This is a genomic window from Paraburkholderia sp. SARCC-3016 (genome assembly GCF_031119615.1).
Taxonomy (GTDB): domain Bacteria; phylum Pseudomonadota; class Gammaproteobacteria; order Burkholderiales; family Burkholderiaceae; genus Paraburkholderia.
In genome coordinates, this window is the sequence record NZ_JAVHZD010000002.1 from 361,285 (window position 1) to 376,783 (window position 15,499).

The 15,499-nt window shown below is 62.8% G+C and carries 14 protein-coding genes and 1 pseudogene; 4 read left to right on the top strand and 11 right to left on the bottom strand.

Going from position 1 to position 15,499, the window contains the following annotated elements:
* Positions 1 to 23 precede the first annotated feature (23 nt).
* Positions 24 to 989, bottom strand: coding sequence for a 4-hydroxyproline epimerase (locus QYH69_RS03990; RefSeq protein ID WP_308830606.1), 966 nt, complete (start codon positions 987 to 989; stop codon positions 24 to 26).
* Between the two features lie 373 nt (positions 990 to 1,362).
* Here QYH69_RS03990 and QYH69_RS03995 point away from each other — a divergent pair, with 373 nt between their 5' ends.
* Positions 1,363 to 2,268, top strand: coding sequence for a dihydrodipicolinate synthase family protein (locus QYH69_RS03995; protein ID WP_075161008.1), 906 nt, complete (start codon positions 1,363 to 1,365; stop codon positions 2,266 to 2,268).
* 155 nt (positions 2,269 to 2,423) lie between these two features.
* Complete coding sequence (locus tag QYH69_RS04000; protein ID WP_308830607.1) at positions 2,424 to 3,566, top strand: branched-chain amino acid ABC transporter substrate-binding protein; 1,143 nt, start codon at positions 2,424 to 2,426, stop codon at positions 3,564 to 3,566.
* Positions 3,567 to 3,638: 72 nt separating this feature from the next.
* On the opposite strand, the gene QYH69_RS04005 is transcribed toward QYH69_RS04000, so the two are convergent.
* A complete protein-coding gene (locus QYH69_RS04005; protein ID WP_308830608.1) occupies positions 3,639 to 4,367 on the bottom strand; it encodes a response regulator transcription factor in 729 nt (242 codons plus the stop codon).
* A gap of 148 nt (positions 4,368 to 4,515) precedes the next feature.
* Between QYH69_RS04005 and QYH69_RS04010 the strand changes: the two genes are divergently transcribed.
* On the top strand, positions 4,516 to 5,997 hold the full coding sequence (locus QYH69_RS04010; RefSeq protein ID WP_308830609.1) for an MFS transporter: 1,482 nt from the start codon (positions 4,516 to 4,518) through the stop codon (positions 5,995 to 5,997).
* 4 nt (positions 5,998 to 6,001) lie between these two features.
* On the opposite strand, the gene QYH69_RS04015 is transcribed toward QYH69_RS04010, so the two are convergent.
* Positions 6,002 to 6,274: a hypothetical protein gene (locus QYH69_RS04015; RefSeq protein WP_308830610.1), complete on the bottom strand. Its 273-nt coding sequence runs from the start codon at positions 6,272 to 6,274 to the stop codon at positions 6,002 to 6,004.
* 88 nt (positions 6,275 to 6,362) lie between these two features.
* A complete protein-coding gene (locus tag QYH69_RS04020) occupies positions 6,363 to 6,794 on the bottom strand; it encodes a DoxX family protein (protein ID WP_308830611.1) in 432 nt (143 codons plus the stop codon).
* Positions 6,795 to 7,062: 268 nt separating this feature from the next.
* Here QYH69_RS04020 and QYH69_RS04025 point away from each other — a divergent pair, with 268 nt between their 5' ends.
* Positions 7,063 to 7,788: a DeoR/GlpR family DNA-binding transcription regulator gene (locus tag QYH69_RS04025; RefSeq protein ID WP_308830612.1), complete on the top strand. Its 726-nt coding sequence runs from the start codon at positions 7,063 to 7,065 to the stop codon at positions 7,786 to 7,788.
* Positions 7,789 to 7,819: 31 nt separating this feature from the next.
* On the opposite strand, the gene QYH69_RS04030 is transcribed toward QYH69_RS04025, so the two are convergent.
* The 7 genes and pseudogenes from QYH69_RS04030 to QYH69_RS04060 all read right to left on the bottom strand — a co-directional run.
* Positions 7,820 to 8,869, bottom strand: coding sequence for an ABC transporter permease (locus tag QYH69_RS04030; RefSeq protein ID WP_308830613.1), 1,050 nt, complete (start codon positions 8,867 to 8,869; stop codon positions 7,820 to 7,822).
* Between the two features lie 70 nt (positions 8,870 to 8,939).
* Positions 8,940 to 10,478 (bottom strand): sugar ABC transporter ATP-binding protein, encoded by a 1,539-nt coding sequence (locus tag QYH69_RS04035; RefSeq protein WP_308830614.1) that lies wholly within the window; start codon positions 10,476 to 10,478, stop codon positions 8,940 to 8,942.
* Positions 10,479 to 10,674: 196 nt separating this feature from the next.
* Complete coding sequence (locus QYH69_RS04040; protein ID WP_308830615.1) at positions 10,675 to 11,679, bottom strand: autoinducer 2 ABC transporter substrate-binding protein; 1,005 nt, start codon at positions 11,677 to 11,679, stop codon at positions 10,675 to 10,677.
* A gap of 92 nt (positions 11,680 to 11,771) precedes the next feature.
* Positions 11,772 to 12,815, bottom strand: coding sequence for an ABC transporter permease (locus QYH69_RS04045; RefSeq protein ID WP_075161017.1), 1,044 nt, complete (start codon positions 12,813 to 12,815; stop codon positions 11,772 to 11,774).
* A 36-nt stretch (positions 12,816 to 12,851) separates the two neighbouring features.
* Positions 12,852 to 13,808 carry a ribokinase gene (gene rbsK / locus QYH69_RS04050; RefSeq protein ID WP_308830616.1) on the bottom strand — a complete coding sequence of 319 codons (957 nt, stop codon included), beginning with the start codon at positions 13,806 to 13,808 and terminating at the stop codon, positions 12,852 to 12,854.
* Complete coding sequence (locus QYH69_RS04055; protein WP_308830617.1) at positions 13,805 to 14,305, bottom strand: RbsD/FucU family protein; 501 nt, start codon at positions 14,303 to 14,305, stop codon at positions 13,805 to 13,807. The genes rbsK and QYH69_RS04055 overlap by 4 nt, the downstream gene beginning before the upstream one ends.
* A gap of 60 nt (positions 14,306 to 14,365) precedes the next feature.
* Positions 14,366 to 15,442 (bottom strand): annotated as a pseudogene (locus QYH69_RS04060) (aldehyde dehydrogenase family protein); the annotation flags it as partial.
* Positions 15,443 to 15,499: the final 57 nt, after the last annotated feature.

Sequence of the window (15,499 nt, forward strand, 5' to 3'; positions counted from 1 at the left end):
TGCGGAACCTGCCGTGGCTGACGTCATCGCGTCGGAATGCCCCATGCAAACGGATCGCGCTCGTCGAAGCACAGGCGGCTCTCCGCCATGACGTGCGCGTGGCCGGTGATGGTCGGCACGATCGCCGCCACGCCGTCGACCGGTTCAGTCTGTGCGTAGCTCGCTTCGAACACGCTGCCGATGATGCTTTCCTGACGCCACACCGCGCCCGGCGCGAGCTTGCCATCGGCGGCGAGACACGCGACCTTCGCACTCGTGCCCGTGCCGCACGGCGAGCGATCGTAGGCATTGCCGGGACACAGCACGAAACTGCGGCTATCGATGCCGGCATGTAAACCAGGGCTAAACAGTTCGATGTGGTCGATATAACCGTCTGCCGCGCCCGTGATGCCGGATGCGCTCAGCGCATCGCGCATGGCCGACGTGAACGTGGTCAGTTCGCCGATGTTCGCGGGCACGAGCGTGCGCCCGTGATCGGCAACGAGGAAAAACCAGTTGCCGCCCCACGCGATATCGCCTGCGAACACGCCGTAGCCCGGCACGTCGACGCTTACATCGCGACGGTAGCGATACGACGGCACATTACGCACCGATACGCTCAAATCGTCATTGAGCGTCGCCTCGACGATGCCGACCGGCGTCTCGATCCTGTGCCGCCCCGGGCCGATGCGGCCCATATGCGCGAGCGACACGACAAGTCCTATCGTGCCGTGGCCGCACATGCCGAGGTAGCCGACGTTGTTGAAAAAGATCACGCCGGCCGCGCATTCCGGATCGTGCGGCTCGCACAGCAGCGCACCGACGACGACGTCCGAACCGCGCGGTTCGGTCACGATGCCGGCTCGCCAGTCGTCGAAACGCGTGCGGAAAACGTGAAGGCGCCCGGCAAGCGTGCCGCCGCCGAGGTCGGGGCCGCCGGACACGACGAGCCGCGTGGGCTCGCCGCCGGTGTGCGAATCAATGACGTTCAGGGTTTTCATGGCCGACATGTTAGAAACGCGGCGCGCGCGAGTCTTGACCTGGCTGCGCGCCGTTTATGACGATTTCAGCATAGCTCCTGTTGCGCCGCGCCATTGTGGCGAATGCGGCGAAGACACTCCTGTAGTCGCCCATTGCGCGTGCGCCGCGCACTTCGCGTGTCGCTGCTTCGATCCGCATCGTGACTTTGCCGCCAAAGCATATCGTCACGCGCCTGGTGACAGCCGCAATTGCTCCATCGCCCTTTCGACAAAGGTTCAGGATGCCTATTTTCCGCGCTCGCCACTATGCTGAAATCGTCACGCAGCACGCGCGAATCACGCAAGACGACCGATTTTGATGTGCTTACACTGCGATCGATTCATCAACATCAGGAGAGCTGTCGTGGCGCATATCTGGGAAGGCGTAATGCCCGCCGTCACCACCAAATTCAACGCGGATTTCAGCATAGACCGCGGGTGGACGAAGAAAAACATCGAAGCACAGATCGACGCGGGCGTCGACGGCATCATCGTATGCGGTTCGCTCGGCGAGGCGTCGACGCTTTCTCTCGACGAGAAGCTGCAGGTGCTCGACATCGCCGTCGATGCATCGCAAGGCCGCGTACCGGTTCTGCTGACGATCGCCGAAAACAGCACGCTCGACGCATGCCGTCAGGCCGAAGCGGGCGCAAAGCACGGCGCAGCCGGCTATATGGTGCTGCCGGGCCTGCGTTACCTGTCCGACCGTCGCGAAACGATTAATCATTTCCGCATGGTTGCGAACGCAAGCAGTTTGCCGCTGATGATCTACAACAATCCGCTCGCCTACGGCGTCGACATGACGCCGGAGATGTTCGCGGAAGTCGCTGACGAACAGAAAATTGTCGCGATCAAGGAATCGTGCGGCGACGTGCGCCGCGTGACCGATCTGATCAATGCGGTCGGCGACCGTTACGCGATTCTGTGCGGCGTCGATAACCTCGCGCTCGAAGCGATGATGATGGGCGCGCACGGCTGGGTCGCGGGGCTCGTCTGCGCGTTTCCGAAGGAGACGGTCGCGATCTACAGGCTGTTCAAGGCAGGCCGCTTCGAAGAAGCACGCGCCATCTACCGCTGGTTCGCGCCGTTGCTTGCGCTCGATGTATCGGCAAAGCTCGTGCAGAACATCAAGCTTGCCGAAGCGATCGTCGGCCTCGGTACCGAGCCGGTGCGGCCGCCGCGTCTGCCGCTCGCCGGCGACGAGCGCAAGGCCGTCGAAGCGTTGATCCGCCGCTCGATCGAAACTCGCCCGGCACTGCCGAAGCTGTAACCACACGCGTACCGGACCGCGGTGTGCTGCGCGTGCATGCGCGCTGCGCGTACCCGGTTTTGCAACACCACGCTTGTCATCGAAGTTGGTCTACGACGCGCGGGACGCGAGTGCTCCATGCCGCGCCTGCGTTCATTCAAACACGGGGAGTCACAGTGAAGCTCAAGGTATCGCATATCGTGATCGCATCCGCGCTCGCGTGGGCAACGGGCGCGCAGGCAGCGGACGCCGAGGTCGTGAAGATCGGTTTTGCCGCGCCGTTGACCGGCCAGCAATCGAACTACGGCACCGACATGCAAAAAGGCGCGCAACTCGCCATCGACGATTTCAACGCGACACATCCGGTGATCGGCGGCAAGCCGGTTACGTTCTCCCTGACCTCCGAAGACGACCAGGCCGATCCGCGGACCGGCACGACGGTCGCGCAGCGGCTCATCGACGACGGCGTGCACGGCATTGTCGGCCACTTCAACTCGGGCACGAGCATTCCGGCTTCGGACCTGTACAACCGCGCAGGCTTGCCGCAGGTGTCGATGGCGACGTCGCCGGTGTACACCGCACGCGGCTATAAAACCACCTACCGGCTGCTCACGAGCGATTCGCAAGCGGGCAGCATCATGGGCAAGTATGTGGTGAACACGCTCAAATTCAAGCGCATTGCGATCATCGACGACCGCACCGCGTACGGGCAGGGCATCGCCGACGAGTTCGCCGCCGCCGTAACGGCGGCCGGCGGCACGGTCGTCAAGCGCGACTACACGAACGACAAGGCGCTCGATTTCTCTGCGATCCTGACCAATATGAAAGGCCTCGAACCGGATGCGATCTTCTACGGCGGCGGCGACGCGCAGTCGTCGCCGATGATCCGCAAGATGCGCCAACTCGGCATCAAGTCGGCGTTCATCACCGGCGAGATGTCGAAGTCGCCGACGTTCCTGAAGGTCGGAGGCAGCGCGGCGGAAGGTTCGATCGTTTATATGGGCGGGTTGCCGAAAGAGAAGATGCCGGGATTCGCCGGCTTCGAATCGCGCTACAAGGCGCGCTTCCACGAAGATCCGGTGACGTACTCGCCATACTCTTACGACGGCACGATCGCGCTCCTGAGCGCAATGAAAGACGCGAACTCCACCGACCCGAAGGTGTACACGTCGTGGCTCGACAAGGTGAACATCAAGGGCGTGACGTCGAACGACGTCGCGTACGATGCGAAAGGCGATCTCAAAGATGCGCCGGTGACAATCTACAAAGTGGAAAAAGGCAGCTTCGTGCCAATGGACACGATTGGCGGAAAGAGCTGATCCCGGCGGCGGAATAATCGGGCTGATCGATGCAGCGCGCGGCGCCTGCCGCGCGCTTTGCTTTTTCGGCAATCAGGCCGCGGCGGCCGCGGTCGCTTCGGCTGCTGCGTTTTCCTCGCGCACGCAGAGCAGCCGGTAGCCGCTCTTGTACACGGGCTGCAGACGGTAATCGTTGTGCTCTTCGATTTGCAGCAACAGACGCAAACGCGACACGTGGCTATCGATCGTGCGCGTGACCTCGCGGAACTCGCGTCCCCACACCATCGCGAAGATATGGTCGCGCGACAGCACACGGCCCACATTGGAAAAGAACAGCGCGGCAAGACGAAACTGCGTGCCCGAAAGCTGCACCGGCGTGCCGTGCAGCGTGACAATCTGACGGCGCGTATCGAAGTGGTACGGCCCGACGTCGAAATTCGACACGCCGAATCGCTCCGGATAGGTACGCCGCAGCAACGCCGTCACGCGTTCGCGAAATTCCGCGGTACGCACCGGAAACGTCACATAGTCGTCGGCGCCCGCGATCAACGCACGCACGACGCTCTCTTCGGATTGATCGCTCGATGCGAAGATGACCGGCACGCGATCGCCGTTCACCGCGCGCATCGACTTCAGGACGTCGATACCGGACATTCGCACGCCATGCCAATCGAGCACGAGCAGGTCCGCGGTGGATCGCGCGAGCGCTTTGGACATCGTCAGACCATCGTCATAGACCATGCAGCTATGGCCGGCCTGCACAAGGATGCGCTCCAGATGCTTGCTGCGCACCGGATCGCGTTGAAGGATTGCTATACGCATTGTAAAAATTCTCGACTGTTGCCTCGGTGGCGATTCTCTGGGCGCCAAATGCCTGTGCCCATAAGATCAGTCTGAATTTGCGACGTCGCACCGATATTTCGCCCGAGCCGGAAACGTCGCGACAGCGTGTCGACATACCATGGGTTTCATGAAAACCCTATCCGCTTCCTCCTCGTCCCGGCCGTCGCCATCGCCATCGACATCGTCATCGCGTTTGACACCTGCGCTTGCGCGGATCGTTGCGACAGTCAGCGTCGGCTTCGTCGTCACCCAACTCGACGTGACGATCGTCAACGTCGCGCTCGCGCGCATCGGCGTCGACCTTGGCGCAAACGTCACGGCACTGCAATGGATCGTCGACGCGTACACGCTCGCATTCGCGGTGCTGATGCTGTCGGCCGGTGCGCTTGGCGATCGCTTCGGAGCCCGCAGGATATTTGCGGCGGGCATTGCGCTGTTTGCATTCGCATCGCTGCTGTGCGGGCTCGCCGCGAACGGCGCATGGCTCGTCGCCGCGCGTGCATGCCAGGGCGTCGGGGCGGCGGCGATGCTGCCCACTTCGCTCGCTCTGCTCAATCAGTCGTGCGCACATGATCCGAAACTGCGCGCGCGTGCGGTCGGTCTGTGGACCGCCACGGGCTCGATTTCGATCGCGGCGGGTCCGGTGATCGGCGGCGTGCTGATCGACGCATTCGGCTGGCGCAGCATCTTTCTCGTGAATCTGCCGTTGTGCGCGGCGGGCCTCGCGGCGACTTTCGCATGGCTGCCGAAGGGCGCGTCAGTAACGACGACGGCGGCGATAGCGGAGATGACGACGTCCGCCACGCCACCTGCGCCGGCACGCGGAATCGATCCGCTCGGTCAGCTGTTCGCGATCGTGGCGTTGACCGCATTCACAGGCGCCGTGATCGAATGGCGACCGCTCGGGCTCGCACATCCACTCGTTGCAGGCGGTTTCGGCATTGCGCTCGCGGCCGGGTGTGCATTCGTCGCGACCGAACGGCGCATCGCCTCGCCGATGCTACCGCTGTCGCTCTTCGCACGGCGCACGTTCAGCGCCGCGGTGCTGTTCGGCATCTGCGTGAATCTGACCTATTACGGCGTCGTGTTCGTGTTGAGCCTTTTCCTGCAGCGTGTACGCGGCGATACGCCGTTGCAGGCTGGGCTCGCGTTCCTGCCGCTCACCGGCGGGTTTCTGATTTCGAATCTCGTGAGCGGCTCGGTGGTCGGCAAATTCGGCGCGCGCGTGCCGATGCTGGCAGGCGCTCTGATTGCCGCGCTCGGCTATGGGCTTCTGCATCGGGCCGGCGCACAGACACCGCTTTGGGCGCTTCTCGTGCCGTTCCTGCTGATTCCATCCGGCATGGGCCTCGCCGTTCCCGCAATGACGACCGCCGTACTCGCATCAGCCGACGCAGGGCGCGCCGGCACGGCTTCGGCAGTGCTCAATACGGCGCGCCAGGCCGGCGGCGCGGTCGGCGTTGCGGCGTTCGGCGCGCTCGCGAGCGGCGCGCAAGCCGCCCACGTCGTGATCGGCCTGCACGCGGCGACCGCCATTTCGACGGTAGTTCTGCTGATTGCCGCCGTATTTGCGCGCTGTGTGGAACCCTATCCGCACGCACGCGGATAAGGTTTTACAAGCTCACTTCCTGTATTTGCCCGGATTCGAGCGCCTTTTCGATGAGCCCTTCGCTTTGTGCCTTGCGAATCGCATTCGCGACGAGGTCTTCGGGCTCTTCGATCTCGGCCTTGATCGTGCTGATCAAACCGGACGCGTCGAGAATGACGAGCGTTTTGGCCGAATCGGCCTGACTGATAATGACGCGATGCGGTGTCGGCCCTTCGCCGAGGCTCGCGCAAAACTGCATGACCTGGCCACCGATCAAATGGTCGAAAGCTTGAATCATCGCGTGCTCCTTGTCAGCTCAATCTGAGGTTAACCGATACAGTTCAATGACATCGCCAGGAGGCGCCTGGCGCAACCCTGCTACAGGACTACAGGCTCAGCCCGCTACGTGGCGCCCGCGCGCCGTCGATGCTGATACGCCCCGCGCCTGTCACGGTCAACAACAGGAAGCCGCCGGCAATCGCAATGTTCTTCCAGAAATGCACCACCATGTCGCGCTGCAGGGCGGCGTCCGTGACGTTCCAGAAATCATGCCCGAGAATCGCGGTCGCCACCGTGTAGATCGCAAGAATCAAACCGACCGCGCGAATCCGCAGCCCGACGACGAGACAAACCCCGCCGAGCAGTTCGATGGCGACGACAAGCGGCGCCGCGAACGCCACGAAGGGCACGCCCCGCGCCTGCAGGTAACCGACAAAACTTGCGTAACCGAGCGCTTTCATCGCCGCGCCCCAAAGGAACATCACCGCAAGCGCAATACGTGCAATAAAAATCACGCCGGACTCAACGGCACGCGACATGGATCGTCCCCTCCCTTTCGAATATGCAAAAGACCTTGCGAAAAAGCGTCAGTTCCCCGATTGCCGCCGGGCGCCACTGCGTCGATCGATCCTGCGTATGCAGGACGTATGGATCGCTGCAAAAAAGTACGCGAGCCGGGTAAAAAAACGTCTTAAAGCAAGCTTTTAACCCACAAGTCGTGACACGCGTTGTTATAATCCTCTCATAACCCGAACGAAATCTAACGCCGTATCCGGACGTGTCCTCGCGCGTCGCCCAAGGATTTCCATGCTCAAAACTGAACGTCTGCATGTGCTTGCCGATGCGTTAGCAAGGCAAAACGTCATGCGTCTGCGGGACGCGGCGTCACTACTCGGCGTTTCGGAAATGACGGTGCGACGCGATATCGCCGCGAGTCCACGAAAATTCACTTATCTCGGCGGCTATATCGTCAGCGCGAACGACGTGCCCAATAACGTCGGCTACTCGCTCGAAGAAGAAAAGGATCACTTCGCGCAGGCGAAGGCGGAAGCATCGTCGATCGCGTCGCGCCTGATTGCCGGCAACGAAACGATCTTCATCGACTGCGGCACGACGCTCACTACGCTCGCCCGCCTGATTCCGGCGGAAATGAATGTGACAGTCGTTTGTTACTCGCTGAACGTCGCGGAAATTCTGCGGCGCAAGCCGAATGTACGGATGATTCTGCTAGGCGGAGTCTATGTGCCGTCGTCGGATTCGTTTTCCGGCGAAGAAAGCATCGAGGTATTGCGCCGCATGGGCATCAACAAGGCGTTTATTTCGGCGGGTGGTGTCGATGCCGCACGCGGCGTCACGTGCTGGAATTTTCACGAAGTCGCGCTCAAGCAGGCCGCAATGGCGAGCGCAGTCGAAAGCCACCTCGTGGTGGACAGCAGCAAGTTCGGGGTGGTGAAGGCGGTGCGCTTTTCGCAGATCGACGACTTCGATTCGATCATCACCGAAAAGGGACAGGAAGCACGCCGGCGCAGATAAGCGCCGGCGCCTTTGCGCGGCACGCGGCGCTTTACTGCTTTTTGCGCTGCAGCGCGAACAGTGTGCCCGCGATCAGAATGAACGCGCCGATAATCACCTTCTGCCAGGTGCTCGGCACGCCGACCAGGATCAGCACGTTATTGATCAGCGTCACGAGTACGACGCCAAGCAGCGTGCCGACCACCGTACCGGTGCCGCCTGTGATGCGTGCGCCGCCCAGAATCACCGCGGCGATCACATCGAGTTCCGAGCCCACGAGATCGAACGGATTGGCCAGCCGGTTGTTCGACACATGCAGAATGCCCGCGATGCCGGCCAGCATGCCCGTATAGCCGAACACGAACAGGTGAATCGCGCGCAGGTTATAGCCGAGCCGCTCGGCAATCGCAAGACTGCCGCCCATCGCATAGACGCCGCGCCCCATCATCGTGCGATTGAGCAGCCACCACGTCACGACTGCTGCAATCACGAGCGCGAGCACCGAAGCCGGCAACACTGCGCGCAAACCGTCGGCCGTGTGATAGAAGAACAGCGGAATGCGCCCGAAGTGGTCCATGCTGTGCGGGATGTTCATAAAGAACACGGTGCCGACGAAGGTCAGCAGAATCCCGCGATACAGATATTGCGTGCCGATCGTCACGATCAGCGACGGCGCCTTGAGGCGATACACCAGCACGCCGTTAATGAGCCCTAGCAAGACGCCGCCGATTGCGCCCGTCAGCAGGATCAACGCGAACGGCGCGTCGGGCCACCACGCGAAAACGGCTTTAGTGATCGCGTACATGGTCAGCGCGGCGATCGCGGTGAACGACACGTCGATGCCGCCCGACGCGAGCACGACGAGCGTGCCGAGCGCAAACAGCGACACCGTCGTCGCCGAATGCAGCAGGTCGAACAGCGTCGCGAACTGGAAAAAGCGCGGGTTGATCGCGCCGACGATCACGCACGCCACGACGATCAGGGCAAACGTAAACCATTCCGGCTGACGCGCAAGACGCGTGCGCCAGCTGGGCGGCTTGACCTCGGGTGCGATTTTGACGACGTTGGGAGTGGCCATGGTCCGGTTCACGCTCGATGACATCGTTGACTTCCTTTAAGCTCTAAAACTTCGAAGCACTGTGCTGTACACGCTATCCGCTGCTGTCGAGTACTCAAGCCGCTTCCGACAGCAACGCGTGATACAGGTCCGCTTCGTCCAGCCGGTCCGCGCGATACTCGTTCGCGACGCGACCTTTCTTCATCATCAGAATACGGTCGCAGTTCTGCAGCAGTTCGGGCAAGTCGTCGCTGATCAGGATAATGCCGATGCCCCGCTGCGAAAGCCGCTGCATGATGCGATAGATGATGTCCTTCGAACCGACGTCGACGCCGACAGTCGGCCCATGCAGGATCAGCACGCGCGGGTCGATGGCGAGCCAGCGGCCGATCAGCACGCGCTGCTGGTTGCCGCCCGACAGCGATTGCACGGGCTTGTCGACATCGGGTGTGGCGATCTGCAGTTCTTTCACGGTTTCGACCGCGAGCGCCTGAGCGCGGGCGCGGTCCATCTGGCCAAAGCGATCGCGCAAGCCCGAGATCATCGCGGTAATCACGTTGTCGCGAATCGGCTTGTCGAGAAAGAGGCCTTCGTTGAGACGATCTTCGGGCACATAGCCGATGCGGTGCTCTTTCGCGTCGGAAGGCGTGCGCACGGTAATCGCGGTGCCGTCGAGCGCGAGTTCGCCGCTCTCGGCCGGCGCGACGCCGGCCAGTGCCCGCGCCAGTTCGTTGCGGCCCGAATCGAGCAGTCCGGTCACGCCGAGAATTTCGCCGCGATGCAAGGTGAACGACACGTCGCTGAACTGCCCCGCGCGCGTCAGATGCCTGACGTCGAGCACCACCTCGCCGCCGACGCCCGCCCCGCCTTCGCGGTAACGCTCGTTCGACAGTTGCCGGCCCGTCATCAGTTCGCTGATTTGCGCCTTGGTGAATTGCTCGATCGGGCCTTGCGCCATCTTCTGCCCGTCGCGCAGCACGATCACTTCGCCGCCGATCGCATAGCATTCGTCGAGCTTGTGGCTCACAAACAGCACGGTCACGCCTTGCGCGCGCAGATTGGCAAGCACGGCGATCAGGTTATCGACTTCCTTTTGCGTGAGCGACGTGGTCGGTTCGTCCATGATCACGAACTTCGCCTCGCTCGCAATCGCACGCGCGATCGCGACGAGCTGGCGCGTCGCCAGCGGCAACTGCTCGATCAGCGTCGCCTGGAATTCCGGGTCGCCGGGCAGGCCCACGGCATGCAACGCACGCCTGGCCGTTTCCGCGAGCGCCTTGCGATCGAACGTGCGCGCGAGGCGCCCGTTGTGCTCGGCCAGCTCCGTTGTGAGCGCAACGTTCTCCGCAACGCTCATGTTCGGCAACAGCGACAGATCCTGATACACGGTCTCGATGCCGGCCGCGAGCGACTCGAGCGCCGACAGGCGCGCATGATGCACGCCCTCGATCACGAGTTCGCCTTCGTCGGGCGGCTGTGCGCCCGAGATGATCTTGATCAGCGTGCTCTTGCCGCAGCCGTTTTCGCCGAGCAGGTGATAGATCTGCCCGCGCTGGAACGACAGGCTCACGCCGCGCAGCGCATGCACGCCGGTAAAGCGCTTGTGCACGCCGACCACTTCGAGAAACGGTATCGATGAAACGGGTGAGTTCATGATGCGAAGCCGTAGTCTTCAAACGCGCATCCACGCCGGGACGCAACACACTGCACGCTTTCGTACTGCATGACGTGGCGCGGATGCGCGGTAACACAAAGGTCAAAGCAAACGTCAAAACAAAGGTCAAAAGCAGGGGTCAGGTCAGGCTTCGAAGGCGGCAACCGAACTGCTTCGACATACCGCCCCATCCTGCCTAGAACGAGTACTGCTTGTAATTCGATTTGTCGACGCTGACCCAGCCCTGACCGCGAACGATAATGCCCTTACCCGGCCCTTTCGACACCGTCACCTTCTCGTAGCCCGGCAGGCCGAGGTTCGCGCCGTTCTCGACCGTCTTGCCGTCGAGCAGCATCTTCGCAATCTTGTTCATCGCGAGGCCCGCGAGCTTCGGATCCCAGAAGGCGATGCCGTTGATCGCGCCGCTTTCGAGGAACTTGCCCGCTTCGGTCGGCAGGCCCGTGCCATAGACGCAAATCTTGCCCTGCAAGCCCGACTCTTCGACCGCACGCCCAATACCGATCACGTCGAGCGACGACGAACCCTGGAAGCCCTTCAGGTCCGGATGCTTGCGCAGCACTTCCTTGGCCACTTCATAGGCGCGCTCGCCGTCGTTATTCGTCTCGAGGTTCTTCTCGACAAGCTGCATCTTCGGATACTTCTTCGCCGCGTTGTCGATGCCGCCGTTGGCCCACTGCACCTGCGAACGGCTGCCGAGCGAGCCGACCAGCGTCGCCCATTTGCCTTCGTTGTGCATGCACGATGCGAGCCGCTCGTTGAGCGCGGCGCCGTACTCGCTGTTGTCGAACGCTTCGACGTCGACATTCGTGTTCTTCTCATTGTCGGCTTCGTGCGTGACGACCTTGATGCCGCGATCCATCGCTTTCTTCAGCGCGGGTTCCAGCGTCGGCGGATCATACGGAACGACCGCGATCGCGTTCACTTTCTTCGCGATCAGGTCTTCGATGATCTTCAACTGCTGCGCCGCGTCGGCACGCCCCGGCCCCGTCTGGTAGACCGTCACGCCGGGGTTTTCCTTACCGAACTCCTTGACGCCTTCGTCCATCCGGTTGAACCAGCTGATGCCCGTCACCTTGACCACCGTGACAATCGTTTGATTGGTTGCCGCGTACGCGGTGGCCGCGATGCCGGCCGCAAGCGCGCATGCTGTGAGGGCAACGCTGAATCGTACGGATTTCATATTAGTTGTCTCCTGACTTATTCGTTGATGCCCCACGATTGACGAAGACGGACGCCCGAGGCACGTCGCCCGCCCGATTTCCCTGCTATGCGCTAGCCGCGCGCCTCGCGCTTGCCGCCGGTTTGCGGCGGCTTCGCTTCGAGACCGAAAATTGCGCGCACGCGCACGCCGCCCGCGAATGCAAGCGACAGCAGCAGCAAAAAGCCCCACGCGCAATCGCCGAAAAACTGCGAAACGCCGAGCAGATTAAAAAGGCTCGATAGAAACTGCAACACGGTCGCGGCAAAGAAAACGCAGATGATGCGTCCGTAGCCTCCGGCCGGATTCACACCGCCCATCACCGCAATCAGGATTGCGATCAGCAGATACGAATTACCGTAGTCCCATTTCGCGCTCAGCGTGTGCGTCACGCTGACGAGCCCGGCCAGCGACGCGAGCACGCCGCACATCGTGTACGTGATGATCAGCATCCGGTCGCGCGGAATACCCGCATAGAACGCGGCGCGCTGGTTCGTGCCCATCAGATAGAGACGCAGTCCGAACGGCGTGCGTTTGAGCAACCAGCCGAGCAGCACGACGGCCGCCATGAAAATGATGAACTGGATCGGCACCTGGAAAAATGTGCCGTTGCCGATATCGGAGAGCGGTTCGACGTAATCGACGTGCACCGACGCGCCGTTGCTGAGCGCGACGGCGATGCCCGTAAACAGCAGTTGCGTGCCGAGCGTACAGAGAATCGGCGTGAGCTTGAGGCGCGCGATGATGATGCCGTTCAGCAAGCCGCCGAGCAGCCCCGAAACCAGCACGATCACGCAGAACAGCGCCGTAAACAACGCCGGCGAATTGTCGCCGCTCACGAACTTCGGCACGATCAGCGCCGCGATCATGCCCGACAGATTCGCGAGCCCCACGCCGGAAAGATCGATGCCGCCGTTGCCCGATAGCATCGACAGCATGATGCCGAGCGCGAGCAGCGCGATCTCGGGAAGCTGCGCGCCCATCGACTGCAGATTGTCGATGCCGACGAAGTCGCCATGCGAGAGCCCGATCGCCACGAGCACGACCACCAGATTCACGGCGAGCAGAAAATTCAGTTGCCGGTCATGAAACCATTTTGCGAGAAGAGATCCGTTCATTCGCGCTTTCCTTACGACTGACCTGTTTGCCCGCGTTTAGCGTGCCGCCTCGGCCGCGCGGCCGAGCACTTCATCGATTTCCCGGCGCGTCGGCATCGACGGCGCGGTACCGGGACGCGTGACCGAAATACCTGCGAGCGCGCAGCCGAAGCGCATCGCCGCAACCGGATCTTCGCCGCGCGCAAGCGCCGCCGCGAAACCGCCGGTGAAGCCGTCGCCGGCGCCCGCCGTTTCGACGACACGTCCGCAGCGATATGCGGCCACGAATACCGATTGCTGCGCGGAATGCAGCAACGCGCCGACTTCGCCAAGCGTGACGATCACGGTGCCGACGCCCTTTTTCAGCAACACGTCGGCTGCGCGGCGCGCCTCGTCGACGTCATTGACCGGCATGCCGGTCAATGCCGCCGTCTCGGTTTCGTTCGGCGTGATGTAGTCGCACAGCGGGAAGATGTCGTCGTCGAGCGGGAACGCGGGCGCGGGATTGAACACCGTCGTCACGCCGTGCTTGCGCGCGACTTCGAGGCCGCGTTTCGCGGCGGGAATCGGCTGCTCGAGTTGCGTCACGAACACGCGCGCGCTGGCGATGTCGGCTTCGATCGCGTCGACATCGGCGGCGCTCATCGTGCCCGCGGCGCCCGATGCGACGATGATCGCGTTCATTCCCGTCGTGTCGTCGACGAAAATATGCGCAGCGCCCGTCGATGCACCTTCAACCACCGTTGCGCGCGACGTGATGCCTTCGGCTTGCCAGGTTGCCTCGGCGATCTGGCCGAAGGCGTCGTTACCGAGGCGCGTGCAGAACACCACGTCGGCGCCCGCGCGCGCGGCCGCAACGGCCTGATTCGAGCCCTTGCCGCCGGGTCCCATCGCGAAAGCGGAGCCAGCGATCGTTTCGCCGATCAGCGGCATGCGCTCCGCGCGAAACGTCAGATCGGTCACGTAGATGCCGAGGATCACCACACGGCCTTGCACTTGCGACTGCGCGGTCATTTGCCCTGATCCTTCGACTGGTCCCCCGAGGCAGCTTGCTGCGCGGCGTCCGGCGCAAGCTGCACGCCCTTCTTGAATACAAAGCAGCCATACCCGCGCTGTTCGCCGGTCGCGATCACGCAATAAGCGCTGCGGGCGCGCTCGTAAAACGCGAACCGTTCGATCGACCGGAACGCCAGATCGCGGCCTTCGGCCGCGTTCACTTCCGCTTGCGCTTCGCGCTGCACGGCCGGAATCGTGTTCGGCTCGCCGACCACTTCCATGCGCAGCGCCGGATCGTCGACGAAGGTGTCGAGCGGCAGCACCGACAGCACCGCGCGAACCGCGCGCGGCGCGTCGGCGCCGTCGATACGCAGCAGCTTGCCGAGCACCGTTGCGCGCGCAACGGAGTCGGCGGGGAAATTCGCATCGCAAATGACGAGCTCATCGCCATGCCCCATCGCACGCAGCGCATACAGCACGTCGGCATTGAGCAGCGGATCTACATTCTTCAGCACGTTGTCTCCTCCGTTTCGGTTGGCGTGCCGCGTGGGCCGCCCTTCAGGCGCCCACGCGCATCAATCGCCGTACGGGATCCAGATGTTCTTCACCTGCACAGCCTGGCGCAACAGCGCCTGCCCTTCCGTCGAGCGGTCGAACCAGTCGAAGCGGTGCCCGTAATCGACGAACGTTCGCTTCAGGTTGCCGGTTGACGCGCGCTCGACGCGCGTCGATTCGCCCGCATCGCCGAAGCACCAGAGCGCGTCGACGTCGTCGTGTTTCGCAAGCGCGTCGAGCAAACCCGCACGCTCGCCGGTAACGATATTCAGCACGCCCGCGGGCACATCCGATGTTTCCACGACCTGATAAAAATCGGTTGCGGCGAGCGGACACGTCTCGCTCGGCAAGGCGACAACGCGATTGCCCATCGCCAGCGCCGGCGCGACCAGCGACACGAACGCGAGCAGCGGCGCCTCATCCGGGCACGCAATGCCGATCACGCCGAGCGGTTCGTGCATTGCGAGCGCGACGCCGCGCAGCGGCGGCGCATGCACGGCGCCGTCGTATTTGTCGGCCCACGCCGCGTACGTAAAGAGGCGATTGACCGACGCTTCGACTTCATTGCGCGCGGCCGCCTCGCTCGCACCCGTGCGCGCAACCAGTTGCGCGACGAACTCATGCGAGCGCACCGCGAGATTTTCGGCAAGGAAGTACAGCACCTGCGCGCGATTGTGCGCGGTCGTAGCCGACCACTTCTGCGCACCGCGCGCGGCTGCCACCGCATTGCGGATGTCCTTGCGGTTGCCCGCGCCGACTTCACCCGCGAGCGAGCCGTCCGCTGCAAACACGGGCAGCGAATACCCGCTGTCCGGCCGGACCTGCTTGCCGCCGACAAAAAGCTTCGCGGTGCGATCGACGTTGAACGGATCGTCCGACTGCCATGCGACCTCTGCATCGGCGGTCAACGCTTCGCTTGCGACACGCTGCACCGCACGCCGCTGCGGCAGATTAAGCCAAGCGTTCGGCTTCAGGTATTCGTGAATGCCCTCGCGCCCGCCTTCGCGTCCATAGCCCGATTCGCGATAACCGCCGAAGCCGACCGCCGCGTCGAACAGGTTCGTCGCATTGACCCATACCACGTCGGAGGCCAAGCGGTCTTAGGAAGACAAAACATTCTACCAACTCCTTGGCTCACAGAACGACATGGCTAC

Excerpts from the sequence above, each read along its gene's own strand:
- QYH69_RS03990 (WP_308830606.1), bottom strand. The coding sequence starts at position 989 with ATGTCGGCCATGAAAACCCTGAACGTCATTGATTCGCACACCGGCGGC.
- QYH69_RS04005 (WP_308830608.1), bottom strand. The coding sequence starts at position 4,367 with ATGCGTATAGCAATCCTTCAACGCGATCCGGTGCGCAGCAAGCATCTG.
- QYH69_RS04010 (WP_308830609.1), top strand. The coding sequence starts at position 4,516 with ATGAAAACCCTATCCGCTTCCTCCTCGTCCCGGCCGTCGCCATCGCCA.
- QYH69_RS04015 (WP_308830610.1), bottom strand. The coding sequence starts at position 6,274 with ATGATTCAAGCTTTCGACCATTTGATCGGTGGCCAGGTCATGCAGTTT.
- QYH69_RS04020 (WP_308830611.1), bottom strand. The coding sequence starts at position 6,794 with ATGTCGCGTGCCGTTGAGTCCGGCGTGATTTTTATTGCACGTATTGCG.
- QYH69_RS04025 (WP_308830612.1), top strand. The coding sequence starts at position 7,063 with ATGCTCAAAACTGAACGTCTGCATGTGCTTGCCGATGCGTTAGCAAGG.
- QYH69_RS04030 (WP_308830613.1), bottom strand. The coding sequence starts at position 8,869 with ATGTCATCGAGCGTGAACCGGACCATGGCCACTCCCAACGTCGTCAAA.
- QYH69_RS04035 (WP_308830614.1), bottom strand. The coding sequence starts at position 10,478 with ATGAACTCACCCGTTTCATCGATACCGTTTCTCGAAGTGGTCGGCGTG.
- QYH69_RS04040 (WP_308830615.1), bottom strand. The coding sequence starts at position 11,679 with ATGAAATCCGTACGATTCAGCGTTGCCCTCACAGCATGCGCGCTTGCG.
- QYH69_RS04045 (WP_075161017.1), bottom strand. The coding sequence starts at position 12,815 with ATGAACGGATCTCTTCTCGCAAAATGGTTTCATGACCGGCAACTGAAT.
- rbsK (WP_308830616.1), bottom strand. The coding sequence starts at position 13,808 with ATGACCGCGCAGTCGCAAGTGCAAGGCCGTGTGGTGATCCTCGGCATC.